General features: G+C 49.7%; 11 protein-coding genes. 3 read left to right on the forward strand and 8 right to left on the reverse strand.

What is annotated here, in order from left to right; genetic code table 11:
- The first annotated feature begins 42 nt into the window (after positions 1 to 42).
- Both EL628_RS20800 and EL628_RS20805 read left to right on the forward strand, forming a co-directional pair.
- On the forward strand, positions 43 to 3,699 hold the full coding sequence (locus EL628_RS20800; protein ID WP_126581768.1) for a UvrD-helicase domain-containing protein: 3,657 nt from the start codon (positions 43 to 45) through the stop codon (positions 3,697 to 3,699).
- A gap of 130 nt (positions 3,700 to 3,829) precedes the next feature.
- The gene (locus EL628_RS20805; protein WP_126581769.1) at positions 3,830 to 4,072 is read left to right on the forward strand and encodes a DUF2630 family protein; all 243 of its coding nucleotides are present in this window, start codon (positions 3,830 to 3,832) and stop codon (positions 4,070 to 4,072) included.
- 68 nt (positions 4,073 to 4,140) lie between these two features.
- Here EL628_RS20805 and EL628_RS20810 read toward each other — a convergent pair whose 3' ends face one another.
- Together EL628_RS20810 and cmk are read right to left on the reverse strand one after the other, a co-directional pair.
- Positions 4,141 to 4,956 carry a lysophospholipid acyltransferase family protein gene (locus tag EL628_RS20810; RefSeq protein ID WP_126581770.1) on the reverse strand — a complete coding sequence of 272 codons (816 nt, stop codon included), beginning with the start codon at positions 4,954 to 4,956 and terminating at the stop codon, positions 4,141 to 4,143.
- Positions 4,953 to 5,639 carry a (d)CMP kinase gene (cmk, locus tag EL628_RS20815; protein ID WP_126581771.1) on the reverse strand — a complete coding sequence of 229 codons (687 nt, stop codon included), beginning with the start codon at positions 5,637 to 5,639 and terminating at the stop codon, positions 4,953 to 4,955. Before cmk ends, EL628_RS20810 begins: the two co-directional genes overlap by 4 nt.
- Before the next feature lie 360 nt (positions 5,640 to 5,999).
- Here cmk and EL628_RS20820 point away from each other — a divergent pair, with 360 nt between their 5' ends.
- Positions 6,000 to 6,680 carry a hypothetical protein gene (locus EL628_RS20820; RefSeq protein ID WP_126581772.1) on the forward strand — a complete coding sequence of 227 codons (681 nt, stop codon included), beginning with the start codon at positions 6,000 to 6,002 and terminating at the stop codon, positions 6,678 to 6,680.
- Positions 6,681 to 7,122: 442 nt separating this feature from the next.
- Here the strand turns inward: EL628_RS20820 and EL628_RS20825 are convergent, their stop codons facing one another.
- From EL628_RS20825 to EL628_RS20850, 6 genes are all read right to left on the reverse strand, one after another.
- Complete coding sequence (locus tag EL628_RS20825; protein ID WP_126581773.1) at positions 7,123 to 7,578, reverse strand: hypothetical protein; 456 nt, start codon at positions 7,576 to 7,578, stop codon at positions 7,123 to 7,125.
- Between the two features lie 32 nt (positions 7,579 to 7,610).
- The gene (locus EL628_RS20830; RefSeq protein ID WP_126581774.1) at positions 7,611 to 8,702 is read right to left on the reverse strand and encodes a ParM/StbA family protein; all 1,092 of its coding nucleotides are present in this window, start codon (positions 8,700 to 8,702) and stop codon (positions 7,611 to 7,613) included.
- A 732-nt stretch (positions 8,703 to 9,434) separates the two neighbouring features.
- Positions 9,435 to 9,890: an SRPBCC family protein gene (locus tag EL628_RS20835; RefSeq protein ID WP_126581775.1), complete on the reverse strand. Its 456-nt coding sequence runs from the start codon at positions 9,888 to 9,890 to the stop codon at positions 9,435 to 9,437.
- 186 nt (positions 9,891 to 10,076) lie between these two features.
- A complete protein-coding gene (locus EL628_RS20840; protein ID WP_126581776.1) occupies positions 10,077 to 10,844 on the reverse strand; it encodes a pseudouridine synthase in 768 nt (255 codons plus the stop codon).
- A complete protein-coding gene (locus tag EL628_RS20845) occupies positions 10,837 to 12,042 on the reverse strand; it encodes a DUF2851 family protein (protein WP_161975635.1) in 1,206 nt (401 codons plus the stop codon). The genes EL628_RS20840 and EL628_RS20845 overlap by 8 nt, the downstream gene beginning before the upstream one ends.
- Positions 12,039 to 13,145, reverse strand: a complete 1,107-nt coding sequence (locus EL628_RS20850; protein WP_126581778.1) for a hypothetical protein — start codon at positions 13,143 to 13,145, stop codon at positions 12,039 to 12,041. The genes EL628_RS20845 and EL628_RS20850 overlap by 4 nt, the downstream gene beginning before the upstream one ends.
- Between the last annotated feature and the right edge of the window lie 765 nt (positions 13,146 to 13,910).

Raw genomic sequence — 13,910 nt, forward strand, 5'->3', positions numbered from 1 at the left:
TGCTGAGATTTTGCAGTTGAACTATTTGATAGGGAGAGCTTCGTGGATAACGCAATGCGTACAATGGCCGAGACTGCGGCCCAGCTTTTACTGCGAGCCTATCGATCTGCCCATCCTGAATGGGTCGATGATAGAACTCCGGTTGATGCGCTAGCCGAGTGGTTAAAGCTAGATGTAGAGACCTTCCATCCTTCAGATTATCCAGAGGGAACCTACGGCTTTATGGATGCCGATGAGGATGAAAATCTGATCTGGCTCCGGCGGACAATGCAGGAGACATTACGGCGCTTTACGCTGGCCCATGAACTGGGGCATGCCATTCTACACTGTCAGGGCGGAAAACGCTTTCTAGAGCTCTCTCAGCGCTTTACATCACCACTTGAAACAACACCGTCTGCCTTCCTGGATGTCCCACTACTCTCGCGTATCGATCCCTGTCATGAAGCCGATGTGCAGGAAAATTTATCTCTATTGTTAGATGAGGAACAGTTTGAAGAGAAATTAGGGATTGGCCATACCTACGATCCACGCAGTCAGCGCGAATTGGCCGCCAATTTCTTTGCAGCCGAGCTATTGATCCCTTTTGATCGCTTGCGTACCCTCTATCTCGTAGAACAAGTTCCGGCACCAACTATTGCTGCTCGCTTTGGTATCTCGAACGCTGCCCTGCTTAATCGTCTGGCCGAGCTATTACAACAGCCAGTAGCACGATCCGAAACGGAGCCTCTGGCCTCACCACAACCAGCGGCAGCAGCCAATACCACAGCCAAACGCTATGATGAATTTCAGCAAGCAGCGATTGAGGCCGAGACGCCTGCGCTTATCGTGGCTGGTCCCGGTAGCGGCAAGACCAGCACGTTGATTGGACGCGCGATCTATCTGATCCGCGAAAGAAATCTTTTACCACAGCAGATCCTGGCTCTAACCTTTTCGCGCAAGGCGGCATCGGAGATGGAGGAGCGCCTCCAGCATGTGCTCAGTGCTGATTACCCAACGCTGCCCAAAGTGAGCACTTTTCATGCGTTCTGTGCCGATCTGCTGCGCCAGCATGGTCATCTCATCGGATTGCGCAAAGATTTTGCGCTCATTGATGAGGCGGAAGGCTATTTTATGCTCCGCCAGCAGGCCAATGATCTTCGCCTGCGCCACTATCAGAAGCTTCAGGCTCCTGCCTTTTATTTTCCAGATATTTTAAAAGCTATCTCTCGTGCCAAAGATGAGCTCATTACACCTGAGGACTATGCAGAGCTAGGGCAACGCATGCAGGCACAGGCCAGCGATCCAGAAGCGCTCGAACAGGCCGAAAAAGCTCTGGAGGTAGCCCATGTCTATGCTCTCTACCAACAGGCGCTCCAACAGCGCGGTGATACAGACTTTGGTGGCTTGCTCATGCTTGCCATCGAACTGTTACGTCAGCAGCCTGCTCTGTTAACCGAGATCCAATGGAAGTATCAACAGATACTGGTCGATGAATTTCAGGATGTCAATCGCGCCAGCGGCGTTCTCTTACGCACGCTGGCTGGCAGTACACAAAATGTCTGGGTCGTTGGCGACTCCAATCAGGCTATTTATGGCTTTCGTGGAGCCTCTTCCGCCAATATCAGTCAGTTTGAACAAGATTTTCCAGGCGCTCGTGTGCTTCCCCTTAGCCGGAATTATCGTTCTCGTCCCGATCTGGTAGCTCTAGCTGAAGCCTTTCGTTGCGTCCAACTTGAATTGGGTCAGGAACCAGGCAAGAATCAGCCGGTCCGCCTGCCACAGAACGATGCATATGTCACGCTGGCACGAGCCAGCCATGAGATATATGAGCTGGCAGGAATTGCTCAGGATATCCAGTTTAAACATAGCCAGGGCTATGCCTATCGCGATATGATCGTTCTGTGCCGCACACGCGCTCAAGCTCAAAAGATCTCGCGCACGCTCGCGGCCCAGGGTCTCCCCATCGTTGAACAGGGCGGGATGCTGGAGCAAGAACATATTCGGGATGTGCTTTCAATCTTGATGCTCCTGACCAATAATAGTGGGATGGGGCTGCTTCGAGCAGGAAGGCAGCCCGAGCATCCCCTCTCTCAACACGATATTGAGGCCCTTCTCCTGGCTGCTCGGGAACCTCAAACCAATCTGCGTCAACTACTGCTCGATGGTGAAGCTCCCCTGACCATGAGTGCTGAAGGTCGCCATGCGCTGATACGCATCGCTCAGATTCTACATAGCGCAGAGCGAAGCAGTGATGTCTGGTCATTCTTAGCCCAGTATCTATTGATTGAGACGCCCCTTATCCGTAATCTCCTGGAAACAGTCGACAAAGCAAAACAACTGATACTGACCGATTATGCCCGGTTGTTGCAACTTGCTCGCCATTACGATCAGCAGCAGCCTCTCCACCCACGAAAGTCTCCTGAGAGCGCTCCCAGCGATATGCCCGAGAAACCGGCCCTGGTTGAGCAGCTCCGCGGCTTTCTCGAATATCTCAGCCTTCTCGTGCTCTTAAAGCAAGAGGGCGGAAGCCGCCAGAGTAGTGAAGAAGATGAGAATGAACAGTCGGATATTATCCGCGTTATGACGGTTCATGCCAGCAAAGGGCTGGAGTTTCCAGTTGTCTATCTTCCCTATCTCGTGCAACAGAAATTTCCTCTTCAGGCTCGCACAAAACCAGTCGCAAATCCTTCTGGTATGCTTCCAGTGGAGAGTGAGGGGAGTGCCGCACATGAGAATGGGGAGGCCTGCCTCTTCTATGTGGGGGTTACTCGTGCTCGCGATCAATTGATCTTAAGTTATAGTGAGAGCTATGGAAAACGAAAATATAAACGTTCGCCATACCTGGATGCGCTTGAGGCTGGCATCAATGCTGAACGATTTAGCAAGATTCATTGGGACGAGAAGACGACAAAAGAGACGGTCATTAGCGAAGAGAAAGCCCTCCCATTCTCTTCTCAACCTTCAGACGAATTTGTAAAGGCCATGCGCTCACCAACTCTGAGCATCAATGCCATCGAGGCCTATCAACGCTGCCCAAGAGAGTACGCCTATAACTCCATCTATCACTTCACCAGCGATGAGAATACCTACCGTCTCTTCTGGCAGGCTACAAGAAACACAGTCGAAGAGCTTCAGCAGCAATTGGAAAAAGCGTCCGAAGAGAGTCATCAGCGCATTCCCACGCAGGAAGAGATTCAGGAGCTCTATTCGCAGCATTGGAATGCCCTGGGTGGACCTGAGGCCCTCTTTGCACCCTTATATGAAGAACACGGCCATGAGGTCGTCGAACAGGTTCGCCAGCGATTAACGGTACAGCACAATCTGATATGGAAGCTCCATCAGTCTGTGAAGGTGGATGTCGGAGGTCAGAAGATTCATGTCACTATCGATCGCATTGAGGAGGCAGAACAGAGTGGCGAGGCAACGAAGTACATTCGCACGAGCTTCGGTAAACGCAAAGAGAAGCCAACTGCGGGCACACGAGAGCTCTTTTATACCCTGGGCTATCGCCAGCAGTATCCAGGTCAGAACGTTGAACTCTATAGCCACAATATGAGCACCGGCGAGACAACTCCCATCACCATCAGCTCCAAAAAAGAGCTCAGCCTCTATGAGAGCGTTAAGCAGGCCATTGAGGGTCTGGAACAGCAACAATTTCCGGCCCAGCCCGATCCTTTTCGCTGCCCAACCTGTCCCTTTTTCTTTATCTGTCCAGCCTGAATAATAGAGAAGCCTGTCACGAGGAGAGAGCTCAAGTATATCTTTGCATCATTTATCGCGTGTATAATAGAGAGGATCTCTGTGTCCAGGTGCAAGAAAAGTCTAGTTGACCACAAAGATAGAGGAAATTATGAACGATCAAGAAATTTTACAGCGTATTCAGACCCTGGTTAATGAAGAACACCATTTACTGGGGCTTCGTGAAGAAGGTAAGCTCGTCCCCGACCAACATGAACGTGTGCGAGAGCTAGAAATCAGCCTCGATCAGTGCTGGGATCTCTTACGCCAGCGTCGAGCACGCCGCAATGCTGGTGAGGACCCTGATAAGGCCACAGTTCGCGATGAAAAGATCGTCGAACACTACCAACAATAAGAACGTCAGGATTGGACAGCTATATCTAAGCTAGCTGTCCAATCTTCATCCGCCAGTAGCGGACTATGCTATGCGTCCTGTACCTCGACAGCATCAGCTTTTTGTGCTATCTCTGGAGTGGCCGCACTCTCCGAAATCTCGGGAGCGATAATAGCCTTCACTGGTGTCACCACGCTCTCCTCGCCATATACACCACGATAACGAGCGGGTAGCATAGCCGCAATTCGACGCATAATCTCATCGGTCGCCTCTTCCATATCCTCGCGCGTCACCTTAGCTCCTTTGGGCTTCAGCACCACAGGCTCACCATAAGCAATCGTCACACGTGGAGAGAACTTGCGCAACACATTCTCGCTCCCCCAGATCGCCACAGGGACCACTGGCACACCAGCACGTAAAGCAATCATCCCCAGGCCCGCGTTGGCTTTATTCATCGCATGCGTCTTGCTTCGCGTCCCTTCAGGAAAGATCACCAACACTTTCTTCTGCTTCAACTGCTCGCTAGCTGCGCGGATAGCCTGCCGATCCCCCTCGCCACGTTTGACTGGGAACGCGCCCAGGAAACGGACCAGCCAGCCAACTTTACTATAAAAAGCCTCTTCCTTGGCCATATAAACTACTTTTCGTGAAAGATAGGCTGGAACCATCGGCACGTCCAGCCATGAGAGATGATTGGAGGCGATGATATAGGGACCTTCTTTTGGCACATTATAGCGACTGCGTAGTTGTACACGCGCCAATAATAGGAATAGAAAGCGGGCTAACCAGCGGATAGCGTGATAGAGCACTGGTGGAGTGGAATAGGGCTCATAGAGATTTTTTTCTGGCTTATTTGGAGTGGCTGCTGACTTTTCTGATTGAGAGGGCTGAATATCCTGTTTCATCTGCGATTCTCCACGAGATGAGTAATCACCTCGACAACTTGCGAAATACTACGATGATCGGTCTCAACAACGATGGCATCCTTCGCCATCAACATATTGTCCCGATCAATATCATCACGGCGCTGGATGTCTTTAATCACAGCCTCAAGAGTCGGTAGAGCTGGATTATGCTCACCCAGGCGTTCTAATAATTCGGCATGACGCCTGCGAGCTCGCTCCTCCAGACTGGCCGTTAAATAGATCTTCATCTCCGCATCTGGCAAGACCACGGCTCCAATATCGCGCCCCACCATTACTACGCTTCCTTGTTCCGCCATTTTCCGCTGTTGTGCAATTAAGAGCGAGCGTACTTCAGGATGCGAGGAGACAGGCGAGACGGCTTGAGTAACGGCGGGGCTCCGAATCTCCCAGGTAATATCTCGTCCGTGGACCGTCACCGTATATTGACGGCCATCTGCAATCTCTGGCTTGCTAATCTTGACATTAGCTCGCTGAGCCAGCTCACCCAGTGCACGCCCATCAGAAATATCAATATCCTCATGTAATGCAAGCCAGGCCACCGCCCGATACATAGCTCCAGTATCGACATAGAGATACCCCCAGAGCTGGGCGAGCCGTTCACCCACAGTACTTTTTCCAGAGCCAGCCGGCCCGTCTATCGCAATACAATGTGGCCCTTGCATGAATCCTCCGCTTTATCGATGCTACTAATAACTGAAGAGGATTATATCATACTGGCCCCTTTTTGCGTGCATGAGATCAAGCATGTAAGCCAGTTGTGAGCTCAATTATACAAGATTTGTTCCACAATAGTTCATCAAAAGAAGCCTCAAAAACCGTCCACTACACACAGCCAGAACGGCCCAGGAGGTCATCTCAGGTGAGTCATCCTGGCCTTTTAAACTAATCTTCCAAATCAGGTTCTCTGAACGTTTATCCTATAACACTGCCAATCAGGCAGAGAAAATATAGATCCATACTTATTATAAGTTATAAGATAGTATCGATCAAAACAGAATCAGAGAGAAAGAAGGCTACTTTACATGAACCATCCCGCGATTAAATTATTAGTTATCGCACCATTTATAGGGACGCTACTCCTGTTAGTAACAGCTTGTGGACCCACTCCATCGCCATCTCCAACTACGACGGGTAGTGGAAACTATGGAACGAATCTGATCGTCAACCCTGGCGCGGAGAATGGCCCCAGTGATGCAAAGGCGGATAAACCAGTCAGCAAGATTCCTGGCTGGACCTTACATGGCGATCTTGATGTCGTACCCTATGGCGTAGATGGTGTCACGGCTGCCAGCGACCCCGGCCCTTCTGATCGTGGCAAGAACCTGTTCACCGGAGGTCCTGACAGCCCAATCATCAGTGCCTCACAGACTATCGATATCTCTTCCGATAGTTCAGATATAGCGAAAGGTAGTGTCACCTATACCCTCTCCGGCTATCTTGGGGGATTTTCCGGCCAGGATGATAATGCGATACTGGCTGTCCAGTTTCAGGATACTTCAAATAAGGTACTAGCTCAGACGCAGATCGGTCCAATAAAAGCGGCTGACCGCCAGAATGCAACAGAATTATTACAGCGTACAGCAACTGGCAAAATACCTGTAGGAACAGTCAAACTGGTCGTAACACTGACGATGAATCGCACAGATGGAGCCTATAATGATGGCTACGCCGATAGCCTCTCCCTTATCCTCCAGAATGGGTAATTGACACGAACGATCTAAACAAGGGTGTTATCTCTTCTACAACCATCGCGTAAATAAAGAAACGAACCAGGACCGAAGCTCATTGAGAACCCATATAGTGGTTGTGAAGGGGCAATACCCATAGGGGTTGTGAGGGGGGCAATAAAATGTAGAGAGGATCATCACGGCCATCATGAATGATGGGCCTTTGCATGATTTATGCGATAAATCGCAAATAACGAGCGATTTATCGCGTAAAGAGGTAGGGCCCATCATTTATGATGGCCGATGTGACCCACTCCACCTTGTTCCACCCTTATAACTTCATTACCAAGACACGCTTTGGCCCTCTCTCCTTTAGGGTAAATGGTCTCTACGGCCCATCATAAATGATGCCCGCGATGGTTTCCTCTGTGGCTGCATTATTTATATATACAGAAATGCAAAGCCTATACTATTTTCCTTAGAGCAGACTCCAATAATCTGCGGCAGCATCAGCGTTCTGCTCTGCTCCTTCAATTACTGAGACGATCTCATCTTCGGCTGAACGATAGTCGTGCACAGGTCTGGCTGGCTGGCTAGCAGCCGGGGCCTTCTGTACTGGCATAGTCTGACTGGGTTGGCGTTGGACCGGCGAATGGTTGGTTCCACTGGCTGAAGGCGCATTGGTCATAGGAGCTTGCTCGCGCGCATCACCTGGATTCTGTACAGCTGGAGCGCCCTTAGATACCTGCGCGACCGGATGCAGAACTCCCTCTGCTACCAGCTCGTAGTATTCCGTCAGACGAAGGGCAATTAATTTGTCTGGTTGGTCTACCATATGGTGCTTTAATGCATCTTGCCAGAGTGCATCTAAGGCTGCAGAGTCCTTCAGCAAGCCAACTCTAAAGTACAGGAACTTTTCTGGTTCTTGCGACATACCGCCTTCTCTCTATAACTATGCATGCAATACTATGCATTGGCGCCCGTCGTCTGTTGACGTTTTCGCATCAGCAAACGGCCAGCCAACAAACAATATCCAATTGGATTAGCATGAACTGGATCATTGGGCAATGAGAGATGGGGGATACGCTGCTTCAATACTTTGTGGAAGTAGAAGACGCCGCCACCAATATTCAGGATCGGACGGAAGCTGGCTGCTACCGCATCACGATCGCTTTGCCGCCAGGCCGAGGCTACGAAGGAGACGATCTCGCTTCCAACCTGCTCTACCGCCTCTTTGACCAGTGCATCCAGTTCATATGAGCTGATCATCTTACCATAAACGGCGATATCAGGATATTTTGTCTCACCGTTTGAGGCAAAGGCATACATGATCTCACGAGCTTCCAGCAATGAGAGGGAACGATCATATTTGCTCTCAAATGTGGTCATGAGCATCTGGGCCGCTGATTCTACACCAATCGGCTTACCCTTACAATATTCGGTGACAGGCACCTGACCACGCGAGACATAGAGGTCCGTGGTGCGCCCACCAATGTCAATGACCGCGCTCTCGGTCGTCTTGCTTGAAAGAGCATCACCGTAGGCGATCAGTGCACCCGCACCTTCCATGACGACGGTCGCAACTTCGACGGTGACTCTTCTCCAAGTCTTGCCATCATCCAATGTAAAGACATGCGTGCCATCAAGCGCTGTTTTGATGTTGCTACGCAGGCTCATGTTCTTTATATACGTCTCAGCCGGCAGGCCCGTGACGACGTAAAGGCCAAATTCAGCATCGGGAATTAAAGAGGCTGCAATGGTTAACATTCCACGAAGGCTATATTTGCTCGCGTAACGCTGAATATCTCCACGACCATGATAGACATCTACGGATTGCTGAAGGGCCAGTTCTCCTACCGAATAGGCCATGGCCTCATCACGAAATTGAATTACATGCGCATTAGATTGATCAACTTTGATGCCAAGATTCCGCATAGCATTAGTGTCAGCTTTGGCAAAGGCTGTTGGAATACTAAGTGTATGATTTTGTCCATTAATGACCGTTACACCACCCATTTCCGCATTTCCAAAATCATGGCCATAAGGATACCATTTCATAAAATAAGTTCCTTTCAGTGTCGCTGGATAAAAATAAATACAAGCGCTACATTGGTAAACGAACTAGAAGTTTTATCGTATCGCCTCTCCCCATTGTGGGGTATAGAAGAAAAGGGGAAATGGGCTTCTCTATTTTACCAAAAAGTGTCATGTCATCCCAATTCTCGTATTATCTAGTTAAAAAGTACTAGTGACTATTGGAATACCGTTCAATCATGTTGGCAAATTTTTCATATTTTTTGATAGAGATAAACGTTTAAAATAAAAAAAATTATTCCACATCTTTTATCGATAAACTGCTATTTCTACTCTGGTACTCTATAAATCTGCCCACGTTATGGCATGTGTTTCATTAACAAGGCAATTTTTTGGCTCTCACCCCCCTGAGATAGCAAAAAAAACATGAATGATGGACCTTCACTCATTTCATGCAATAAATACACATCAAGATCTATTTATCGCATAAGCGTGTAGGGCCCATCATTCATGATGGCCGCCGTGACCCATTCCACCCTGTTCCACTTTCATAACCACTACAAAGGGTGCTCCACGGCAACGGTCTCGCCTGACCCCTCTCTTTCTGCACATACGCCATCATTCATGATGGCCGCCGTGACCCATTCCACCCTGTTCCACTCTCATAACCACCACAAAGGATGCACTACGGCAACGATCTCACTTTGTCTCTTCTTTATGTTATGCCCATGCCATGCCGGAGGCAGCGATATATGGTTACCTCGTGTATTCTACTTTGCCACCATGGCCTTCTACAATATTCTTGATTGACAGCAATGATTTCTCCAGTCCCTCGACGATGGTTGAGTCCTGACTACCTGTCTGCTGAGCCAGTTCTTTACTCATGCCTGGCAATGGATCAAAGGTGAGATGGACCGTTACTTGAGAAGGTCCATGATCATCTGCCCCCTGACACTCGAGCCAGCCACTGTATTTCTCTTCTCCATCTGATCCCCACTCCATGCGATGTCGGGCGGGATCTGTGCGAAAATAGCCGTCTGCATCGTAAGAGTGTCCATGAGCAGTGCCCTGCACTCGAACATGTTCTCCCTGCTGCGGCATGGCCTTTTTCGTGGTAGGTACATACTGTGGCAGGTTACGAAGGTTTAATACGAATTCCTCTATCTTTTTACGCGGGGCTTGAATTGTAATTGTTTTTTCGTATTCACCCATAATGTTTGGACCTCTTCTTTCCTACTGACAGATGTGGCTGACACTCAACTATGCTCACCGTTTCTGCCTATAGAAAGACACAGAGGCTCAAACTTTGCAAACACAACCCTGACATAGCACCTCGCAACAGAAGAGAAAGCATGTCACACGAATAGATCATATTGAATACCAGAGCTACTGCCCAATTCAAGCTTCGCCAGCCTGAAGCAGGTGTTGAACTTCAGCATCTGTCAGATAGCGCCATTTGCCAGTAGGGACATTATTAAGGGTTAAGGGGCCAACTCCGACGCGTGAGAGTTGGAGGACAGGATAACCCACAGCTTGTAGCATACGGCGTACCTGGCGCTTTCGACCTTCATGAATAGTGAGCGCCAGCCAGCTATCCTGCTCATTCCGTTTCAGGATGCGTACACGAGCTGGTGAGGTGTGGTGCCTTCCACCATCATCCTCTACAATATCAACTCCCTGCTCAAGGGCGGCCAGAGCACGACCATCCGGACAGCCCTGTACACGCGCTTCATAATGCTTTTCCATTGAGTAACGAGGGTGCGAGAGTCGAAGCGCAAATTGCCCATCATTGGTCAATAACAATAAACCACTGGTGTCACGATCCAGACGACCTACCGGATAAACACGCAGTTGCCTCAGTTCAGCAGGTAACAGATCCAGTACTGTAGGCCGCCCCTCGGGATCAGAGGCTGTACTAACATAGCCAGCTGGCTTATGGAGAAGGAGATAAACCTGTTTTGTACCGGATGTGATAAGCTTGCCATCCACACGCACTTGATCGCTCTCAGGATTAATGCGCGATCCCTGCTGTGTCACCGTTACGCCATTTACTTCAACGCGTCCAGCACTGATAAGCTCTTCGGCATGCCTGCGTGAAGCTACTCCTGCATGAGCAAGAAAACGCGCTAAACGCTCTTCGCTGACTCCATTGTTCTGTTCACTCATAGATTAAATTTCCCCGTGTATGTAAGATGCACAGCTCACAACGCTTCTCCTGGCACGTTTGCTGATAGATATAATGCAGGCCCTGTTGCCGGATACTCAACGGTGGTTCACGATAAAGCTGAAGCTGTCGAGCCATTAACCGTGTAATACGATTTGAGGAGAGCCCTGGATGGAGACTGTAATACGCCTGAGCTCGCTCAATCAGAATGGGCTGGCCCTCAATCAGACCAACCCCCAAGGCAAAGGGTAGTAGCACATTGCAAATCAGTATATCAGTTCGCGCAAGGCTAAGTCCGGCGCTACTAAAAAAGCGCCGGAGCGCATGCAGCCCCTCCAGGGATGGTGCAGAGGGTGAAGTGAGGAGTATTCGGGCGATCTCAGGCCAGCAACCCCGCTCCCGCCATTGCTTTAACAGGGTCTGTAAGACCTGCAAACGGTGTATGTCGAGGGGCTCTGGTTCACCTTGAGGGGCGGGCAGGATCTTTTCTTGCCCCAGCAGGTAGCGGCCAAACGCTTGAAACAGAGCCCGATCTCGCCCATATCCCAATCCTTCAGCAATCGCTGACCAGAGACATAGATCGTAGCGATGTCCTGGCGCTTCTGGCCGCTCCAGGGAGTGGAGCTGCTCTACATAGGCATGAGCTTTTTGTTCCAATCTCAACTGACCCGCTCGCAGAAGTAAGCGCAACAGATCTGCATTCCCAGGCTGGTGACAGGGCCAGACGCTTTGTCTGGATCTCATCTCTACACTTGTATTGGGCCAGACGCTTTGTTTGGACACAGTCTCTAAACTTGTCTGTGGAAGATCCTGAAGCGAACAAAGCGGCACAATCATTCCGTCCTGCCTCCTCGTTGGCCTCCTGGTATCACAAATCAGGACTACATGAAGCATGACTCGATTGTAACGTGGATCATACTGATGATGATGAGCTTCCCAATCGCTCGCTCGCACATGAAATTCGATATCTCCAGTTAAACGCTGCGATGAGGCATAGGGTGGCGTACAGGTGACGAGGACAGCATCACGCACATCTGGCCCCTCCGACCCACCAGGATAGCCTGCAAAGAGCAATTGATACCTCTCACCATTGCTTAACGGAAGAAGACAACCAGATGCCAGGTGCCACCAGCGGTCAGCAACCTCTTGCTCATATGGTTGCTTAGGAGAACAGATGAAATGATAGCTCGCTTCGATCAAGTCGCCTCGCTTGCTTCGGACAAAAGAGACTCTTCGCTTTCTCGCTGAGATTCTTCTGCCAGACGGCTCTCTGGTGCCTGCACTTCTAATGGCTCATTCACCTCTGGCGAGCTTAGATCTAGCTCAGTGAGACCTAACATGGCATGTGAGTATGTTTCACTTTCAGCGTCAGTCTGCTCGCTTGGGGCTACAACTTCTGGAGCACACACAAGAGACGCTTGTGAGAGGTGACCCTGCAAAAGCAGGTGCAGATGCTCAAGTTCTAACTCAGTCGTCTTCATTGCCCAGGTTGCGTTCTCTCCACATAACGTTCCATCTTCCACCACACCACGCACAAGATCGATCATCAGTTCTGTCTGACGCAATAATAAGCGCAGCTTCAGGATACGTTTCTGTTCGTCAGCATCAATCTGTCCGTTCCACTGGCTATATTGTGGGGGAGGAAATGACAATGGCTCTCTTTTCAACGCTCTAATCATCTCGCTGACATGAGCAAGCAACTGGTCTTCGTCAGGCTCCTCTTCGTCGGATGGTGGGAACGCTCCCTGGAGGTCCGCTGGCTCTTCATCTGCGATCGCTTCGGGTTCAAGTACTGAGAGCAATTGCTCCACTATAGATGCTGAACGTAGGGCCTCTTGCGCAAAAAATTGCGCTGCTTCCGCCTCATGTTGCGTTTCTGCCAGCTCATCCAGAATGTGACGACCTGCAAACATTTTCTCAATTCGCTCGCTGGCCTCAAGCACACGCTCAGAGGCAACATAAGCGGCCCTTTCAGCTACAATCGCAATCGCATGAGCATCTTCCAACAATTGACGAGCTTGTTGTAAATGGGGAGGCTCTTGATACTGGACATTGTCTCTCTCTACTGACGCAGTAGCAGGCTCGACAGTCTGCTTAACAGCCTCTGCCTCTGGATCGTCTAGCAACAGCAAAACCTCTTGCAGCTTCGCTTCAAGCTTCTGGACGCGAGCAGTCTTTTTTTGCAAACGCCTCGCCGCCCACTCTTGCTCTTCACGAGCCTCTTGTAAACGCTCAAGCAGACAAACTTTCTTCTTAGCCAATTTCTTCTGCTCCGAGAGAAGTGTGACCTCTTGTTTCGTCATTGGTTTATGATCCTCCAGGATGACAGGGCTGACAGGCCCTATCATCGCTTGATCAAGCTGTCTCGATAGTTTGATGTCTATGACATTCCTACTTTTCCAAACTCAACTGCGAGGGCGAGTCCTTGATATCTTGATCTATCTTACGATGATATCGATCCAAACATCCACTCATCTACCAACATATGATGACCCGTAAGAGTCTCTTTCCTCTTCCCCCAGTTCCACAATGCTCGCCCCTCCATGGCTTAACGAGAACATGGGCTATGGTGAGGCTGGCGTTGCAGAAGCTTCACGATCAGGAAGGAGACAAGCTACCTTCCCTACTTGTTCTGTCTATTTTTATCGAAAATAGATGTTCAAGCCCATTAAGATATTTCAAGTAGGGAAAGCCGCTTGTCTCTTTCCTCTCTTCCCACTCCACAATGCTCGCCCCTCCATGGCTTAACGAGAACATGGGCTATGGTGGGGCTGGCATGGTGGAAGCTTCACGATTTGGAAGGAGACAAGCTACCTTCCCTACTTGTTCTGTCTATTTTTATCGAAAATAGATGTTCAAGCCCATTAAGATATTTCAAGTAGGGAAAGCCGCTTGTCTCTTTCCTCTCTTCCCACTCCACAATGCTCGCCCCTCCATGGCTCAATGTGAAACGAGATAGGAAGGGAGCTCAGGAAGAAAACATGCAAGCTGAAACATTTTGCATCACGTTCGTCTATTCTATCAAATACTAGCTTATAGTAAAAGGAACTAGTGAAAAAATCCTATTT

The organism is Tengunoibacter tsumagoiensis (assembly GCF_003967535.1).
In the GTDB taxonomy this organism is placed as follows: domain Bacteria; phylum Chloroflexota; class Ktedonobacteria; order Ktedonobacterales; family Ktedonobacteraceae; genus Tengunoibacter; species Tengunoibacter tsumagoiensis.

Coding starts and splice junctions, on each gene's coding strand:
- EL628_RS20805 (WP_126581769.1), top strand. CDS start 3,830: ATGAACGATCAAGAAATTTTACAGCGTATTCAGACCCTGGTTAATGAA.
- EL628_RS20810 (WP_126581770.1), bottom strand. CDS start 4,956: ATGAAACAGGATATTCAGCCCTCTCAATCAGAAAAGTCAGCAGCCACT.
- cmk (WP_126581771.1), bottom strand. CDS start 5,639: ATGCAAGGGCCACATTGTATTGCGATAGACGGGCCGGCTGGCTCTGGA.
- EL628_RS20820 (WP_126581772.1), top strand. CDS start 6,000: ATGAACCATCCCGCGATTAAATTATTAGTTATCGCACCATTTATAGGG.
- EL628_RS20825 (WP_126581773.1), bottom strand. CDS start 7,578: ATGTCGCAAGAACCAGAAAAGTTCCTGTACTTTAGAGTTGGCTTGCTG.
- EL628_RS20830 (WP_126581774.1), bottom strand. CDS start 8,702: ATGAAATGGTATCCTTATGGCCATGATTTTGGAAATGCGGAAATGGGT.
- EL628_RS20835 (WP_126581775.1), bottom strand. CDS start 9,890: ATGGGTGAATACGAAAAAACAATTACAATTCAAGCCCCGCGTAAAAAG.
- EL628_RS20840 (WP_126581776.1), bottom strand. CDS start 10,844: ATGAGTGAACAGAACAATGGAGTCAGCGAAGAGCGTTTAGCGCGTTTT.
- EL628_RS20850 (WP_126581778.1), bottom strand. CDS start 13,145: ATGACGAAACAAGAGGTCACACTTCTCTCGGAGCAGAAGAAATTGGCT.